Origin of the sequence: Paenibacillus sp. HGF5 (assembly GCF_000204455.1) — a bacterium.
Taxonomy (GTDB): Bacteria; Bacillota; Bacilli; order Paenibacillales; family Paenibacillaceae; genus Paenibacillus_AQ; species Paenibacillus_AQ lautus_A.
The window spans coordinates 19414-36250 of record NZ_AEXS01000097.1; the positions used below are offsets into that span (position 1 = coordinate 19414).

At 54.1% G+C, this 16837-nt stretch carries 16 protein-coding genes; 8 read left to right on the plus strand and 8 right to left on the minus strand.

The genetic code is table 11. The features are described from left to right. The first annotated feature begins 246 nt into the window (after positions 1 to 246). Entirely contained in the window at positions 247 to 651 is a 405-nt protein-coding gene (locus HMPREF9412_RS33670; RefSeq protein ID WP_368072381.1) for a helix-turn-helix domain-containing protein, read from the plus strand. 139 nt (positions 652 to 790) lie between these two features. On the opposite strand, the gene HMPREF9412_RS15510 is transcribed toward HMPREF9412_RS33670, so the two are convergent. From HMPREF9412_RS15510 to HMPREF9412_RS15540, 7 genes are all read right to left on the minus strand, one after another. Beyond that, the gene (locus tag HMPREF9412_RS15510; protein ID WP_009592593.1) at positions 791 to 1867 is read right to left on the minus strand and encodes a Gfo/Idh/MocA family protein; all 1077 of its coding nucleotides are present in this window, start codon (positions 1865 to 1867) and stop codon (positions 791 to 793) included. A gap of 217 nt (positions 1868 to 2084) precedes the next feature. Beyond that, positions 2085 to 3002, minus strand: coding sequence for a ribose ABC transporter substrate-binding protein RbsB (rbsB, locus tag HMPREF9412_RS15515; protein ID WP_009592597.1), 918 nt, complete (start codon positions 3000 to 3002; stop codon positions 2085 to 2087). A 15-nt stretch (positions 3003 to 3017) separates the two neighbouring features. Then, the gene (rbsC, locus tag HMPREF9412_RS15520; protein WP_009592570.1) at positions 3018 to 3986 is read right to left on the minus strand and encodes a ribose ABC transporter permease RbsC; all 969 of its coding nucleotides are present in this window, start codon (positions 3984 to 3986) and stop codon (positions 3018 to 3020) included. Position 3987: 1 nt separating this feature from the next. Beyond that, positions 3988 to 5469 (minus strand): sugar ABC transporter ATP-binding protein, encoded by a 1482-nt coding sequence (locus tag HMPREF9412_RS15525; RefSeq protein WP_009592592.1) that lies wholly within the window; start codon positions 5467 to 5469, stop codon positions 3988 to 3990. A 15-nt stretch (positions 5470 to 5484) separates the two neighbouring features. Next, on the minus strand, positions 5485 to 5883 hold the full coding sequence (gene rbsD, locus HMPREF9412_RS15530; protein WP_009592571.1) for a D-ribose pyranase: 399 nt from the start codon (positions 5881 to 5883) through the stop codon (positions 5485 to 5487). Between the two features lie 2 nt (positions 5884 to 5885). Then, complete coding sequence (gene rbsK / locus HMPREF9412_RS15535) at positions 5886 to 6764, minus strand: ribokinase (protein ID WP_009592631.1); 879 nt, start codon at positions 6762 to 6764, stop codon at positions 5886 to 5888. Then, complete coding sequence (locus tag HMPREF9412_RS15540) at positions 6764 to 7747, minus strand: LacI family DNA-binding transcriptional regulator (RefSeq protein ID WP_009592574.1); 984 nt, start codon at positions 7745 to 7747, stop codon at positions 6764 to 6766. Before HMPREF9412_RS15540 ends, rbsK begins: the two co-directional genes overlap by 1 nt. A 234-nt stretch (positions 7748 to 7981) precedes the next feature. Here HMPREF9412_RS15540 and HMPREF9412_RS15545 point away from each other — a divergent pair, with 234 nt between their 5' ends. The 6 genes from HMPREF9412_RS15545 (at position 7982) to HMPREF9412_RS15570 (ending at position 14952) form a co-directional block, all read left to right on the plus strand. After that, a complete protein-coding gene (locus HMPREF9412_RS15545) occupies positions 7982 to 8962 on the plus strand; it encodes a carbohydrate ABC transporter permease (RefSeq protein ID WP_009592563.1) in 981 nt (326 codons plus the stop codon). Next, the gene (locus tag HMPREF9412_RS15550) at positions 8959 to 9783 is read left to right on the plus strand and encodes a carbohydrate ABC transporter permease (RefSeq protein ID WP_009592559.1); all 825 of its coding nucleotides are present in this window, start codon (positions 8959 to 8961) and stop codon (positions 9781 to 9783) included. Before HMPREF9412_RS15545 ends, HMPREF9412_RS15550 begins: the two co-directional genes overlap by 4 nt. Before the next feature lie 147 nt (positions 9784 to 9930). Further along, positions 9931 to 11292 carry an ABC transporter substrate-binding protein gene (locus HMPREF9412_RS15555; protein WP_009592627.1) on the plus strand — a complete coding sequence of 454 codons (1362 nt, stop codon included), beginning with the start codon at positions 9931 to 9933 and terminating at the stop codon, positions 11290 to 11292. Positions 11293 to 11532: 240 nt separating this feature from the next. Then, on the plus strand, positions 11533 to 12438 hold the full coding sequence (gene rocF / locus HMPREF9412_RS15560) for an arginase (protein WP_036672411.1): 906 nt from the start codon (positions 11533 to 11535) through the stop codon (positions 12436 to 12438). A 104-nt stretch (positions 12439 to 12542) separates the two neighbouring features. Beyond that, positions 12543 to 13733 (plus strand): ornithine--oxo-acid transaminase, encoded by a 1191-nt coding sequence (locus HMPREF9412_RS15565; RefSeq protein ID WP_009592605.1) that lies wholly within the window; start codon positions 12543 to 12545, stop codon positions 13731 to 13733. Between the two features lie 313 nt (positions 13734 to 14046). Beyond that, positions 14047 to 14952 (plus strand): TIGR01777 family oxidoreductase, encoded by a 906-nt coding sequence (locus HMPREF9412_RS15570; protein WP_009592606.1) that lies wholly within the window; start codon positions 14047 to 14049, stop codon positions 14950 to 14952. Positions 14953 to 15022: 70 nt separating this feature from the next. Here the strand turns inward: HMPREF9412_RS15570 and HMPREF9412_RS15575 are convergent, their stop codons facing one another. Beyond that, the gene (locus tag HMPREF9412_RS15575) at positions 15023 to 15613 is read right to left on the minus strand and encodes a YdhK family protein (RefSeq protein ID WP_009592638.1); all 591 of its coding nucleotides are present in this window, start codon (positions 15611 to 15613) and stop codon (positions 15023 to 15025) included. A 207-nt stretch (positions 15614 to 15820) separates the two neighbouring features. On the opposite strand from HMPREF9412_RS15575, the gene HMPREF9412_RS15580 reads away from it, so the two are divergent. Further along, positions 15821 to 16750: an AraC family transcriptional regulator gene (locus tag HMPREF9412_RS15580; protein ID WP_009592640.1), complete on the plus strand. Its 930-nt coding sequence runs from the start codon at positions 15821 to 15823 to the stop codon at positions 16748 to 16750. Positions 16751 to 16837: the final 87 nt, after the last annotated feature.

A 16837-nucleotide genomic window follows, 5' to 3' on the forward strand; every position in this document is an offset into this window, starting at 1 on the left:
GAGGCGCTGCTTGCCGAAAACAACCCGGGTGCCTTTCTCGAAGAAACTCGCCGGTACCTGCAGAATTTGGCCAAGAGCGGCGTCCACAGCGCTTCGGTGCTGCGTTTATTCCGCTTGGATATGGTGCAGCTCGTGTACTCCTACCTGAAGGGCAAAGAGATTCAGGCTCATAAGCTATATACCGGCAAAACCAATGATCAGTTATTTCTGCAGTCGTTAAACTCGATTGAAGACATGGAAAAATACATGGCGTATCTCGTCCGCACGGCAGCCGAATATCATGCTTACGCCGGCCATTCCCATACCGTCGTAGAGGAAATCAAGCATTATATCGGGTGCCATTACGGGGAGGAGCTGACGCGAACGACCCTGGCGGAAATCGTCTTTCTGAACCCGGATTATTTGGCCCGCGTCTTTAAGAAAGAAACGGGCGTATCTTTAGGCACTTATATCATTCAGGCCCGCATCCGGGCGGCCAAACATCTGTTGGAGTCGACTCCGTTGTCCGTGTATCAGATTGCGGCGAAGGTCGGATACGCCAATTATTCCTACTTCTCGAAGCTGTTCAAGCAGGATACGGGCTGGGCGCCCAGCGACTATAGGCGGGTGCTGCAAGGCGGAGGCAGCGGGAAGGTGGATCACGCCAAATGACCGCAGCATGCACTGGCAATCCATGAAGAATGGGCGAATCAACGACGTCAACACAAAAAGTACCGCAGCCTCAAGCATAATCGCTTGGCGGCCGCGGTACTTTCTTTACGATATTCAATAAGTGCTGTCCTTCGTCAGGTCATGCAGGGTAAATGTCGAAATCCTTCAGCGTTTCGCCCGTTCTGGCCGATTCAAACACCGCTTCGATCAGGTTCAGGACGCGCAGCACTTCCTCGTTCTTGACGATCGGTTCTGCCTCGCCCCGGGTCACGGCCGCAAAGTTATCGAAGAAGCTGCTGGATTGACGGTATGGCTCCGGCAGGGCACCCGTAATGGTAGCTTCTTCGGAAGGAGGGGCCATCGTTTTGGTCAAGCCTACCCCGGCTTGAATCGGCTTCGGCTCCACTTTCGCGGCATCCTGGTTCCGGGTAACGACTCTTCCGTTTAACGACCAATCCTCAATAATGCCGGTTCCCTCGGTTCCTTTGACATACCAGCGTGGAAGCGTAATAAAATTCGTCGTTCCCACTTCGATCAGAACCGATACGCCGTTCTCGAATTCGATGACCGATTCAAAGCCGTCATCCACCTCATCGCCCAAAATAAAGCTCAAGCGGCTGCTCAGGCTGGTCATCCGGCTGTCCACCATGAACAGGATCTGGTCCAGCAGATGCACGCCCCAGTCCAGCAGCATGCCGCCGCCGTGCGCTTCCAGATGGCGCCAATCGCCCGGAATGCCGTTCGCCCCGTGTACCCTGGATTCGATACGGAACAAATCGCCAATCGTCTTTTCGTTGTACATTTGCTTAATCGTCAGGAAATCCTCGTCCCAGCGGCGGTTCTGGTGAACCATCAGCACCCGACCGGCCGCATCGGCAGCGGAGACCATGTCCTTAAAGTCGCTTACGGACAATGTTACCGGCTTCTCGCAGATGACATGCTTGCCGGCTGCAAACGCCTGAAGCGCCAGCTCCTTATGCACGTCGTTCGGCGTTGCAATAAGCACCACGTCAACCGCATCATCGTTCAACACTTGGTCATAACTCTCGTAGGCAGAATACCCGTCCTCCCGGGACGCCTTCCGGCGCTCTTCCAGAATATCGTAGGTTCCGGTCACCTCAAGAAACGCGTTGTCCTTAATCAGCTTGGCATGGTAGCTGCCCATACCGCCGTAGCCCACGATCACGATCGCTTGTTTTCTTTTTTCCGTCGTCATAGATACATAGCTCCTTTTTTACATCTAAGCAGTAAACGCATACACAACCATTATAATATCATATGCGAAATAACTGTTCTCTTTTACGATATTGTATTCCTGCTGCCATCGCAAGGCTGTGAGTTACATCGCAGCCCGGAATGGAATGAGCAGGATGGCAAAAAAAAAAGCGTTACCCTGCTTCTATCGCAGGGTAACGCTTCTTGATTTTCGCGAGTTATTCCTTCACGACCAGCTTCAGCGGTGCCGCGATATTCGCTTCCACCTCTTTGCCCTGCAGCACGTCCTTGGCTGCGCCGACGGCGAGCTGACCGATCAGTTCAGGCTGCTGGGCTACCGTTGCCGTCAGATTGCCGGCTTCGATGGACTTCAGCGCATCGTCGTTGCCGTCAAAGCCGATAACCATGATGTCTTTGCCCGAGCTTTGGATCGCTTCGATTGCGCCCAGGGCCATTTCGTCATTGTGGGCAAATATCGCTTTGGCGTCCGGATTGCCCTGCAGCAGATTTTCCGTCACGGTAAGACCTTTGGTCCGGTCAAAATCCGCCGCTTGCTTCGCGACCACGTTCAGCTGCTCATCCGCGATATCATGGAAGCCCTTGCCCCGTTCGCGGGTCGCGGAAGCGCCCGGAACGCCTTCGAGCTCAATGACCTTCGTATCTTTGCCCAGCTGCTCCACGATATATTCGGCCGCCATTTGTCCGCCCTTCACGTTATCCGAGGCGACCAGCGCAGCGACCTCGCCTTGATCCGCCGAACGGTCCAGGGTGATGACCGGTATGCCCAAACTGTTTGCCGTTTGAACCACGGTCGAGATCGCGGACGAATCCGTCGGGTTAATCAGCAGTGCATTGACGCCCTGCTGAATCAGGTCGTCGACGTCATTGCTCTGCTTGGCAGAGTCGTTCTGCGCGTCAACGACAACGACCTCCATTCCCTGCTTCGCCGCTTCGGCGACGACGCCATCCTTCAAGGAGACGAAGAACGGGTTATTCAAGGTGGAGATGGAAAGACCGATCTTGATGTCTTTGACGTCTCCGCCGGTTTTGGGCTTCGCCCATTCCGGCGGCTCCAAGGAACAGCCCGTGATGAAGATCAGCATGAGTGATACGAGCAGCAAAGTTGTTTTTTTCATCGTTCATTCTCCCCCTTAAGCCGATTTTCTACGGTCGAGCAGTACGGCAATCGCGATCACGACACCTTTGACAACCATTTGATAGAATGAGTTCACGCCGAGCAGGTTGAGCCCGTTGTTCAGAATTCCGATAATCAGCACCCCGATCAGCGTGCCGACAATCCGGCCGCGTCCGCCGGTCAGGCTTGTACCGCCCAGCACAACGGCTGCAATGGCATCCAATTCATAGGATGTACCCGCTGTCGGCTGTGCGGAATTCAAACGGGAGGTCAGAATCGCCCCTGCCAGCGCGGACAGCATCCCTGCCAGGGAATAAATCATAATCTTTACGCGCGGTACCTTAATGCCGGATACAAGCGATGCCTTTTCGTTACCGCCGATGGCATACGTTTTGCGGCCAAACGACGTTTTATGCAGGATGACCCACAGCACGGCAAACGTGATGATCATCGTAATGGCCGGCACGGGAATGCCCAGCAGGTATCCGCGCCCGAACAATTGGAATACAAGGCTGTCGCCAAGCCCAGTAATCGGATTACCGTTCGTATAAACCAGCGTAAGTCCCCGGAATATCGTCATGGTAGCCAAGGTGGCGATAAACGGCGCCATTTTCCCCTTGGTAATCATGAGACCGTTGATCATCCCCATGACACCGCCAAGCGCAACGCCGATGATGATCGAGAGAATCGGGTCAAACCCCGCTACCATCATATTGGCGACAAATGCGCTGGAGAGCGCGAGAATCGAACCGACCGACAGGTCAATGCCGCCCGTCAGGATAACAAACGTCATACCGAAAGCAATCAGTGCGTTAATCGATACCTGACGCAGCAGGTTCAGAATGTTAAGCGGTTCCAAGAAGCTTGGATTCAGGACGGAAACGATGACGATCAGAATGATCAGTCCGAGCAGCGGACCGAGCTTTTGCGTCAAACCTGAGACCTTGAACCCTTTTTCCGCCTTGGCATCGTTAATAGTTGTCATATTACTGTCCCCCTGTAGCTAGAGTCATGATGTGTTCCTGCGTGGCTTGTTCGCGATCCAGTTCACCGGATATCCTGCCCTCGTGAACGACGAGAATCCGGTCGCTCATCCCGAGCACCTCCGGCAGCTCCGACGATACCATCAGAATCGCCACGCCGCGTTCGGTCAGCTCATTCATCAGCTGGTAAATTTCGCGCTTCGCTCCTACGTCCACGCCGCGGGTCGGCTCGTCCAGGATGAGCACGCTCGGCCCAATGCCGATCCATTTGGCGATAACCACCTTCTGCTGGTTGCCCCCCGACAGATTGCGTGCATGCGTCTCGGATGAGTGGGTCTTGATCTGCAGCCGCTTTGTCAGCGTATCGACGAAATCCTGCTCCTTCTTCCCGGAAATGAATCCTCTGGATGAGAAGCTGAACAGATTGGGCAGCGCCATATTTTCACGGACCGAGAAATCCAGCACCAGCCCTTCATCCTTGCGGTCCTCCGTTATGAATCCAATGCCGTGTTTCACGGCATCATCCGGCTTCTTGATCTGAACCTTCTTGCCGCGCACCCAGATTTCCCCGCTATCCAGCGGGTCCAGCCCGAAGATCGCTCGCATCATCTCGGTGCGCCCCGCGCCCATCAAACCGGATACGCCTACGATCTCGCCGGCTCGAACGGAGAAGCTCACATTCTCGAACCGGCCCTTGCCGGTAATATTTTTCACTTCCAGCACCGGTTCGCCCGGAGACGGATGCCGTGCGGGATATCGCTCGGTCAGCTCCCGGCCGACCATCTTTTTGACGACTTCGTCAAAGTTGGTTTCGGGAATCGGCTTGGTGTCCACGGATTTGCCATCCCTCATGACCGTAATCCGGTCGCAGATCGTGAAGATCTCCTCCATGCGGTGGGAGATGTAAACGATGGATACGCCCTGCTTTTTCAACGAGCGGATGACGCCGAACAGCTTCTCGATTTCCCTTTCGGTCAGGGCCGCCGTGGGCTCGTCCATAATGATGACTTTCGCTTTGGTCATGAGCGCTTTAGCGATCTCAATCATCTGCTGCTGGCCGACGGAGCATTCCCCTGCCTCCTGCGTCAACGGTATCGTCACCGCCAATTTGCCGAACTGTTCCTTCGCAAGCGCCTTCATTTGTTTCATGTTGAGGAATCCCAGGCCGGATGTCATTTCCTTGCCGATAAACAAGTTATCCAGAACCGTCATCTCCGGCCAGATGTTGAGCTCCTGGTGGATGAAGGCAACGCCTCTCTCTTCGGCTTCCTTCGGGTTCGCAAAATAGGTTTCCTGACCGTCGATCAAGATCTTGCCCTCATCCCGGCTGTGAAGCCCGGTTAATATATTCATCAGCGTCGATTTGCCCGCGCCGTTCTCTCCCATCAGGGCATGAACCTCTCCTTCCCGGAGATCAAAGTCCACGCCCGCCAGCACCCGGTTCGTGCCAAAGGATTTATGGATATTCGTCATCTCAATGTTCATGATGCTTCCTCCTCTTTAACCGAAATGAACGCCGGCCTGCAAAATGCAGTTCGCATAGGGCTTGGCTTCGCCTGTACGGATAACCGCCTTGGCGTTTCGAGTCCGTTCCTTGAACTGCTCGTGCGAGCAAGCCTCGATCTCGCAATCCTGAAATTGTTCCTGTATATCATGCAGTGTTTCCTTATTCTCCCGCTTCATTTCTTCAGCAATGACGATTTTTTCAACGACCATATCGTCGGCGATCGCCTCCACCACCTCCATAAAGCTCGGCGTTCCCAGCGTAAGCGCCAGGTCGATCTTCGGAACGCCTGGAGGAATCGGAAGGCCAACGTCCCCGACCACGATGGTATCGGTGTGCCCCAGATCCGCCAGCACTTTCGCGATGTGGCTGTTCAGCATGCCGTTCTTCTTCATGATCAAAGGCTCCCTTCCACTTCGAGACGCGACGGCATTCCGCCCTGCGCTCCGAACTTCATGACCGACAAGGAAGCGGCGCGGTTCGCGAATCTGAGGCTGTCGGTCATGCTCATGCCCTCGGCCAGCGCCACGGCGAATGCGCCGTTGAATGTATCGCCGGCACCCGTTGTATCTACGGCTTCAACCTTGTAGCCCGGAACCACGACCTCTTGCATACCGTCAAAATAACGAACGCCCTTTTTCCCTTCCGTTACGATGAGTTTATTCGGATACCGGCGCAGCACGTCGCCGAGCGGCTCGTCATTAAACAGGATAGCGGCTTCATGTTCGTTTGGCGTAATGTATGCCGCCCGTTCAATAACGACGCTCGGCACCGGACGGGCAGGAGCGGGGTTCAGCATCAATGGCACCTGATACTTGGCGCATATCGCACTCACGTGCACCACCGTTTCTTCCGGAATCTCCTGCTGAATCAACACGATATCCGCCGCCTGGATTGCCTTTTCCGCCTGATCTACGTATTTCGGAGTGATCCGATCATTGGCAGCCTTCACCACCACGATGCTGTTGTCTCCCTCTGCCAAAATGATGTGCGCCGTACCGCTTTCCATACCTGTAACCGGTTCCACATAATCCGTAATAACACCATTCGACTGCAAATTGTTCAAAATCGTTTCGCCGAAGGAATCGTCACCGACGCAGCCAACCATCGTCACCTCTGCACCCAGCCTTGCCGCCGCGACGGCCTGGTTGGCTCCCTTCCCTCCGGGCACCGTCTTAAAGCTGTCGCCTAGCACCGTCTCTCCCGCGCCGGGGCGCTTGGCGGAGGTCACCACCAAGTCCATCGACGCGCTTCCGATTACCACGATTTTTGCCATCACGATTCCACCTTTCTCGTTGTCTGCCGCTCTATGAATTCAACCGAGAATTCGATATTGCTTTTCTCTATGCGCTGCCCTTCGATAAGTCCGATAAGCAATCTGGCCGCTTCCCGGCCCATTTCGTACGCCGGCTGATGAATCGTTGACAGCGGCGGGGCCAGCAGCCTGCTGAGCAGAATATCGTCAAATCCTATAATTTGCACGTCTTCCGGCACCCTTTTCCCCAGCCGAAACGCTTCCTTCACCACGGCGGATGCCATAATATCGTTACTCGCGATTATGCCATCCGTGTCCGGATATTCGCTGAACACTTTCTGGGCGAATTCCTCGGCATCGGTTAAAGAAAACGATGTCGTCTTCAGCACTTGATACGCAGCCGCCTGCTGCTCCAGAACCTCGACAGCTCCTTCAAAACGTTCCTGTGCAGGCCGCACATCCGCCGGACCTTGAATTACCGTTATGGCTTTACTCCCTCGCCGTACGATTTCCTCAGCCGCTATTCTTCCTCCCTGACGGCCATCCGCGTACACGGAAGGGCGGTCCGACGAGGTGCGGTCGAGAAACACGACGGGAATGTTCAGTACCGTATACATGTCGGCATCCGGATCGTTGGTCGATGATATGACGCCAACCACATTGTTCTGGACAAACGTCTGAATGTACTCCATTTCCTTCTTCTTGCTCTCGTCGCTGTTTCCGAAGATCAACCGGTAATCATTCTCCTGCATCTCGTCCTCTACCCCGCGGGCAAGCTGCGGGAAATAGGGGTTCATGATGTCGGGAAGCAAAAGTCCTATCAATTTGGATTTCCTCTTGTATAAAGAACGCGCCACTTCATTCGGCGTGTAATTCAGCTCTCGAATGCTCTGTTCCACCTTGGACCTGGTGTCCTCATGCACGTAACCGTTTCCATTTAAAACCCGCGAAACCGTGGCTACGGATACGCCCGCCTGATTCGCCACATCCTTGATCGTTGCCATACCGTCATCACCTCATTCATGTGTAACCGGTTACAGATATAAGATATCACATCTCTTTTCAACGTGCAAGCTTTTACGGAATGGAATATTCTTGTACCGGCACTGGCAAACTCGCCATCAGCAACTGCCATGTCCGGCAATAAATTACGGTATTCTTACAAAACCCATTACTGGATTTTACATCCGGCTCCTATACTCAATGCTGTAAGGCCAAGCTGGAAAGTGAGGTAAAACATGATGATGGAAAAAGAATTCACGCTTCCTTCTCCGGGGCACTCTCTATCGCCGAACGTCAACGAGCCGGAGGTATCAACCGCGGCGAAACCCGTCTCGATCAAGAGAACAAGGCGCAGGGAAATTCTGCTCGCTTATGCATGTTTAGCGCCTTCGCTGCTCATATTCGGCCTGTTCTTATTCTACCCGCTGCTCAAGTCGGTTTATCTTAGCCTGTTCCTGACCGATCCGCAAGGCCGGGTAGCGGAATTCGTAGGATTCGACAACTTCAGGGAAATATTGGCCTCCGACATGTTCTATACAAGCTTTGGCAATACCCTGCTGTTCATCGTGCTGACGGTTCCGACCGGCATGGCGGCTGCGATTCTGCTGGCTGCCCTGACGCACAACAAACTCAAGGGCATGAAAATATTCCGCTTTATCTTCTCGCTTCCGATGGCCGTGTCCGTCGGTACCGGCTCGATGATCTGGATGATTCTATACCATCCGACCTTAGGCATACTGAATTATTTCCTCTCGCTCCTCGGCACGCAGCCCGTCCAATGGCTGACCGATCCGAAATGGGCCATGATCTCCGTCGCGCTTATGACCGTCTGGATGAATCTTGGATTCAACTATATCCTGATGCTGAGCGGCATGCAGGGCGTGTCCGAAGATATCTATGACAGCACCAAGATTGACGGCTCCGGTCCGCTGAGAACGTTCTTCCGGATAACGATGCCGCTAATCTCCCCTACGTTATTCTTCACGTCCGTCGTATCGGTCATCGGTGCCTTCCAAGCATTCGGACAAATCAACATCCTCACCAAAGGCGGTCCGATGAACAGCACCAACGTCATGGTATTCAACATCTACCAGGATGCCTTCGTCAATTTTCGCTTCGGCATCGGCAGCGCGCAGGCACTCATCCTGTTTGCCATCATTCTGCTGCTGACCGTCTTTCAATTTAAATTCGTCGAGAAGAAGGTGCATTACCAATGAACATGCGTCTCATGCCCAAAAGCTTCATCTACATCGCGCTGCTTCTCGGTTCGTTGGCCGTTCTTTTCCCGCTCCTATACACCTTGTCGACATCGCTGATGAGCGAGGCCGAATCGGCCGTCTATCCGCCGCCTCTGCTTCCCGAAGCCGTCAATCTGTCCAACTTCGCCAAGGTGATCGATACGATTCCTGTTCTTACCTTTATCGGAAACAGCCTGGTCGTCTCCATTGCCATCATGCTCGGGCAGATCGTGACCGCAAGTTTGGCGGCATACGCTTTCGCCTTCCTGCGATTCCCGGGAAAAACGCTGCTGTTCAGCCTCTTTCTCGCGACGATGATGATCCCGTGGGAGGTGATCATGATTCCGAATTACTTGACGGTCAAAAGCCTGAACTGGCTGGACACCTATCAAGGGCTCATCATTCCATTTCTAGCCACGGCCTTCGGAACCTTCCTGCTCAGACAGACCTTCCTGCAGCTGCCGAAGGAGCTGTTTGAAGCGGCCCGCGTGGACGGCTGCGGACATGTCCGCGTTTTCCTGAGCATGGTGCTGCCGTTATCCATCCCTGGAATCGCCACGCTGGGCGTGTACTCGTTCCTGAATAATTGGAACATGTACCTGTGGCCGCTTCTGACAACCAACCGGGTCGAGATGCGAACCGTCCAAATCGGGATCGGCATGCTGCAGTTCGAAGAGATGAATTCATGGAATCTGATACTCTCCGGCGTGCTCCTGCTGCTGCTGCCTTCCCTGCTGCTGCTTGCGCTCGGGCTGAAACCCCTTGTGCGCGGCATCACCGCAGGTGCTTTGAAGGGCTAATGGCCACAAAGCCGGCCTCAGTAGACCACATTGGATCAGCCTTGCGTGCCGGTTATCGATATAAAACGGGCCCACGCAATTTCTGATAGATCAAACCATACTTTATTTTCAAAAAACCATTTTCAAAAAGGGAGAGATTAACCGATCATGAAACGTTTTGGTAAAAGGTCCTTCGCGCTGCTCCTGCTTTCCTGCTTCATGCTGATCAGCGCCGCTTGCAGCAATACGCCAGCCGCCGGAGAAACGACCGTTGCCGCCGGCAGCGAACCGGCCAAGGAACCTGTTAAGGTCGTTTGGTGGCATTCCATGAGCGGTGAGCTCGGGACCGTCGCGGACAAGCTGATTTCCGATTTTAACGCAGCCCACCAGGATATTCAGGTAGAGGGCGTGTTTCAAGGCACGTACGATGAAAGCTTGAACAAGCTGAAGGCTTCATTGGGATCGAACAGCGGACCGACCATGATTCAGGTGTACGAAATCGGCAGCCGTTTCATGATGGACACCAAGGCGATCCGTCCGGTTCAAGACTTCATGGATGCTGAAGCATACGACATTTCCTCCTTGGAACCGAATATCAAAAATTATTATACATTCGACGACAAATTGTATTCGATGCCGTTTAACTCCTCCAACCCGATCCTTTACTACAACAAAGATGCCTTTAAAGCGGCCGGTCTGGATCCGGAAAATCCTCCAAAAACCTACGAGGAGGTAGCGGAAGCGGCTAAAGCGCTAACGAAAGGCGGCCAAACCGGCGCATCCTTCGCAATTTACGGCTGGTTCATGGAGCAGTTCCTTGCGAACCAAGGCGTTGAGCTGCTGAACAACGGCAACGGCCGCACTTCTCCGGCAACCGCTTCGCAAGTCAACAATGCCGCTGCCGTGAAAACGCTGGAATGGTGGAAGCAAATGCTGGACGATAAGGTTCTGCTGAACCTGGGACGTAAAACGGATGACACCAAAAAAGCCTTTGCAGCCGGCCAGGTCGCCATGACGCTGGACTCCACGGCTTCGCTCCGCGGAATCGTCAGCGCAGCGGAAGGCAAATTCGAAGTCGGCACGGCATTCCTGCCCAAACCGGCTGACGGCGGCGAAGGCGGCGTTATCATCGGCGGTGCAAGCCTGTGGCTGATGAACAACAAATCGGAAGAAGAGCAGCAGGCCGCCTGGGAATTCATGAAGTATTTGGCCGAGCCGCAAACCCAAGCCTACTGGCATGTCAACACGGGTTACTTCCCGGTCACGACCAAAGCTTACGAAGAGTCCCTGGTAAAAGAAAACCTGGAGAAATATCCTCAATTCCAGACCGCGGTGGATCAACTGCATCAAACGACCGCCAACCTGGCAACGCAGGGCGCTGTCATGGGCGTGTTCCCTGAGGCCCGCCAGCTGACGGAAACGGCCATCGAGGAAGTGCTGAACGGTCAGAAAACACCGCAGGAAGCATTGGATAAAGCTGCTCAGGAGATCAGCTCCAAGATCGAGACCTATAATAAAACGGTAAAATAAACGTCGTGCATGCCGCGTAAGCATGCGATGAAACCTAATTCGAATTGCACATCATTAACACCCTTCATGCTGTCTCATGGGGCTCTCTGCAGTCATTCCATGAATCATGCATAAAGGGTGTTTTTCTTTTTCTCGTTCAACCCAAAACCTTCCATATTTGCTCAGCTTGTATAGGGCTTTGCCCAAGTCACTCAGCCCGGCTCCGGAATACACTGTTACAAAGTGGAGGTGAGCAAAGTGATGAACAATCTTCCGTCCACCGTATCGATCATCCCGGTGCCCTTCGACCGGGGAGCTACCCGCCGCGGCGCCGGACAGGGACCGGACGCCATATTCGGAGCCGGTCTGAAACGCAAGCTTAACGCGCTCGGTGTAACCTACCAGGTCGATGATTTTGCTGCGCTCCCCGAGCGCAAGGATGAAGCGCACCATCCCCGATTAAAACATTTGACAGAAGTCGTGACGATGAACGAGCAGCTGGCAGCGCGCGTATCCGCCCTGGCAGTAGCGGGCACCTTCCCTCTTGTGCTCGGCGGCGACCATAGCATAGCAATCGGCACGCTCGCCGGACTTACCCGGCATTACCGCAACTTGGGCGTCATCTGGATCGATGCCCATTCCGATCTCAATACGCCGGATACTACCCCGACCGGCAATATCCATGGCATGTCCCTGGCTGTCAGCTTGGGAAAAGGCGATCGGCGGCTAACCTCGATCGGCGGCGTTAAATCAACCATTAAGCATGAGCATGTGGTGCTCATCGGCGCGCGCTCACTTGATCAGGGCGAGCGGGACTTCATCCGCCGGGAAGGCATCGCCTGCTTCACGATGCAGGATATCGACCGCATGGGCATGTTCCGGGTCATGGAGGAAGCCATCCGCATTTCGTCAACGGGAACGGATGGCGTTCATCTTTCCTTTGATATTGACAGTGTCGATCCGAAGATCGCACCGGGAACAGGAACGCCGGTACAAGGCGGGCTCAGCTACCGGGAAGCGCACCTGGCCATGGAGATGCTGTCGGAATCCGGTATTCTGACGTCAGCCGAATTCGTGGAGAACAACCCGCTGCTGGACCGCGGGCAGAAGACGTCCCGGCTGCTTGTCGGTTTAATCGCCTCCATGCTGGGCGAAAGCATCTTATGACATTTTCATGACATGGCATCACGCTTGATTATGAGAGGCCTCTTGCGCGGGCATGCTGTATTTTCCGCGTTGCGGTTTCTTTAGACTCCCAAGGAGGTTACGCCATGGACCCTTCCAACCCTCATATCGAGAAAGCCGAAAGGTACGGCGCGAGAAACTACCACCCTCTTCCCATCGTCATCGCTTCAGCTGAAGGCATTCATGTGACGGATTCGGACGGCAAACGGTATATCGATATGTTAAGCGCCTACTCGGCACTTAACGCAGGTCATTGTCATCCCCGCATCATCCGGGCCTTAAAGGAACAGGCGGATCGGGTGACCCTGACCTCGCGCGCATTTCATCATGATCAACTAGGCGATTTTTACGAGAAGCTGTCCGCTTTAACCGGCAAAGGGATGATTCTTCCCATGAATACGGGAGCCGAGGCGGTTGAGACAGCGCTTAAGGCAGCACGTCGCTATGCTTACCGGAAGAAAGGTATTCCGACAGATCAAGCTGAAATCATCGTATGCGAGGGCAATTTCCACGGCCGCACGATCACGGTTACCTCCTTCTCCTCATCCCGCGAATACCGCGAGGACTTCGGTCCGTTTACGCCGGGATTCAAAGTCATTCCCTATGGCGACCTTGAGGCGCTGGAGCAGGCGATTTCGCCGAATACAGCCGCTTTTCTCGTGGAGCCGATCCAAGGCGAATCCGGCATCGTCATTCCGCCTGACGGATACCTAAGCGGGGCACTGGAGCTGTGCAGGCAGCACAACATCCTCATGCTAGCGGACGAAATCCAGACCGGCTTCGGCAGAACGGGCAAACGCTTTGCCTGCGACTGGGAGGAGGTCGAGCCGGACATGTACATTCTTGGAAAAGCGCTGGGCGGCGGCGTCTTTCCCGTCTCCGCCGTGGCGGCGGACGCGGATATTCTGGATGTATTCGAGCCGGGTTCCCACGGCTCGACCTTCGGCGGAAATCCGCTCGGCTGCGCGGTGGCCATCGCCTCCATGGACGTGTTCATTGAGGAAGGGCTGGAGGTTCGCTCCCTGGAGCTCGGCGAATATTTTCTCCGGCAACTTCGATCCATCCCGCATCCCGATATCCAGGAGGTGCGCGGCAGAGGTTTGTTCATCGGCATGGAGCTGAAGGTCCCGGCCAGATCCTATTGCGAGAAACTGAAAGATCTCGGCTTGCTCTGCAAAGAAACCCATGAAACCATTATCCGCTTCGCCCCTCCGCTCATCATCACCAAAGCGGAACTGGACCAGGCGGCGGGGATCGTAAGGCAGGCGTTTGCGTGATAAATCGATACCGTCATGCACTTGCGCAAAAAACAGTTTGTTCACCCCCCGGCTCCAAGGCATGGGGTGCGGCAAACTGTTTTTTGCGGTTTCTTTCCGCTTTTAGCCAGGCAGAAGCTGAAGCGTTGACTGAAATATCATATAGCGGTGCCATGCCGCATTTCCTGTATAATGGATTGTATAATATTGGATTTAAGATTCTGATAAGAAACGTATCGTTATTCCCTTCTCGGCTCATTTCAGCGTATGACGGGTAATGATTCCCAGCCATGTTTTATCAGGGTTGATGATAACTTAACAAGGAGGTTCACTCATGAGAATAGCCATTTGCGGGGGCACCGGCTTCATTGGCCAAGCATTGTGCAAGCGCTGGCTGCGCGACGGACATGACATTATCATCATCACCAGGTCGAAGCCGGAGATCCCTGCTGTGCAGCAGAACGGGTCATTATCCTACTTGACCTGGGATGAGATGAAATCCCATCCGGAGCGGTTCGAGCGCTTGGACGCACTCGTTAACCTTGCCGGCTCCTCCCTGAGCCAGCGCTGGACGCAAGCAGGCAAGAAGAGAATTCTTCAATCCCGGCAACGAACCGTATCTGCCGTAGCGGACCTGATGCAGCGCCTGGAGCACAAACCTCCGGTCATTCTTCAAGCATCGGCAATGGCCATATACGGCACATCCGAGTTTGAAGCGTTTGATGAGGACAGTCCGGCCACGATCATGGATTTCCCGTCCGAGGTTGTGCAGCAATGGGAGCAGGCAGCCGATTGTATCCCGGTAGACCGGTTAATCAAGCTGCGCATCAGCGTCGTGCTGGGCGATCAAGGCGGTGCCCTCCCCAAGATGCTGCTGCCGTATAAATTAGGGGTCGGCGGCAACATCGGCAGCGGCAAGCAATGGCTCTCCTGGATCCATATCGACGACATCGTGGAATTAATCGATTATTGCATCCGGCACGAAGACATTTCCGGAGCCGTGAACGCCGCTTCCCCGCATGCGGTCACGAACGAGGAATTTGGCCGTAGCGTCTCCAAGGTCTATCGCCGTCCGCATTGGCTGCCCCTGCCTGCATTCATGCTCCAAGCCATCCTGGGCGAAATGTCGCTTATTCTGTTAAAGGGCCAGCGGATCCTTCCGGCCAAAGCCCAGCGCCACGGCTTCAAGTTCCGGTATCCGGAATTGACGGCCGCCTTGCAGCAGATCAAAGGAAGCTGAATCACCCTCCTTGCGCATAAAAACAATCGCTCTCTTGAGATCAAGAGAGCGATTGTTTTATTCGTGAACGTTATTGGACCGGAGATAACTCACTCTCCGTGACCCATTTGTGGTTCTTGACTTCCTCTCCGGATGTTGACGTAAAGTCCACCATATAGACCGTCGTTTGCTCGGCGGAATCGATAACGGCTGTCGCTCCGTTCATCCCCTCCATATGATCCGCATTCACGACGGCTTTCGCTCCCGGCTCCAGGGGCTCCTTGCCCGCATCCTTCAGCTCTTCATGAATGACCCATTTATGATCCTTCACTTCGGGCCCGCCGTTCGTCGGCGTATACGATATCGTGTACACCGTCGTATCGTAAGCTCCGACTATCGTTGCTTTGGCCCCCTTCATCCCGGGCATGTGGTCGGATTCGATGATCGCTTGGGTCCCGGCCGCATAGGCAGGATTGTCCGCCGTCTTCAACCCTTCCGGAACCTCGCCCGATCCGGAATGGTTCATGCTGCCGTGATCCATGCCTTCCATGCCGCCGGTGGTATCCACGCTCTCCGCTTGATCCGGATTCGCGCCATCCGTATTTCCGCAGGCGCCCAGCACGAGGATGAGGGATGCAAAGGCAACCAGAATAAGCGGCTTTAATCGTTTTTTTGCTGACATATGACGAACTCCTCTCTTATATTGAATATTCATAGCATAACAGCGACTTGTGAAGAACTTATGTAGCTGTCTATGCATTACATCACTATACCCATTTTTTCTTTATATCTTATCTTGTGATATATAATAGAGAGACAACCCAAGATACATCCAACCTATATTAAAGGCAGATGACACTGCCTTAGGAACGAAGGAGAACCATCTCCCATGCAAATCGATGACGATGTTTTCATCCCGTTATTCAAGCGGGCCAATTCCATATTAAATCGTACCTTGAGCCGTATTGAACAACAGGAGCTGAGCATCCGGATCCATTACTGGGGGTTCATGCCACGCCACTACGACAATACGGAGCACAAGCATTCTTTTTTTGAAGCTTGTTACGTGTTAACAGGCAACGGAACCTATATCGAGGGCGAAAGAGAGTTTCAGCTCCATCCGGGCACACTGTTTCTCTCACGGCCGGGCGTCCAGCATCAAATAAGAAGCAAGGACGGCCTGGCCTTATGCTATGTCGCCTTTGAACCGGAAGAAACGGCAACCGGCGAGTTTTATGCGGCCGCGTTCCGGTTGTTGGCCAAACAAGGCAATCCGGTGGTTACAGAAGGTGCCCGGCAGGCGTCCGGATTATTATGGCTTTCGCTGTTATCGCTGTTTCATACGGGTTCCGGCAAACAGCACCCGCCGCAAATGCTGAACAGTTTGGCCGCATCACTGATAGTATCCTTTCTGGCCGTCCATGGCCCGGGCTTCCACCATGAGCCTTCCGGCGCCGAAGCAAACGATGAAGGAACCTCCATGTTTCATCAGGCCGAACTGTTTATCAAGGACAACCTCAACGAACCGCTCTCGCTGGAGCGCGTGGCGGGCCATCTCCACATCACGACCCGTCATTTAACCCGGCTGTTTCGCAAATACGGCCATCAATCCTTTGTCCATTATGTACAGGAGCAGCGCGTGCAGCAGGCAAAGCATATGCTCCTCCATACGGATCGCCAGATCAAGGAGATTGCCGTCTGCTGCGGATTCGAGTCCGTGCATTACTTCACCAGGGTATTTACGTCCAAACTTGGCGTAACCCCGGCCCGCTTCCGGCGCTCGCAGTTTTCGGAAGGACGCTACGACTCCGAGGTTTAGCGCCCAAGGGCCGCCGATGTCCTGATCGTACAAAAACACTTCCTCTTTTTATAAAGACGTATCCTCCCTTGCCTTCTACAATGAAGT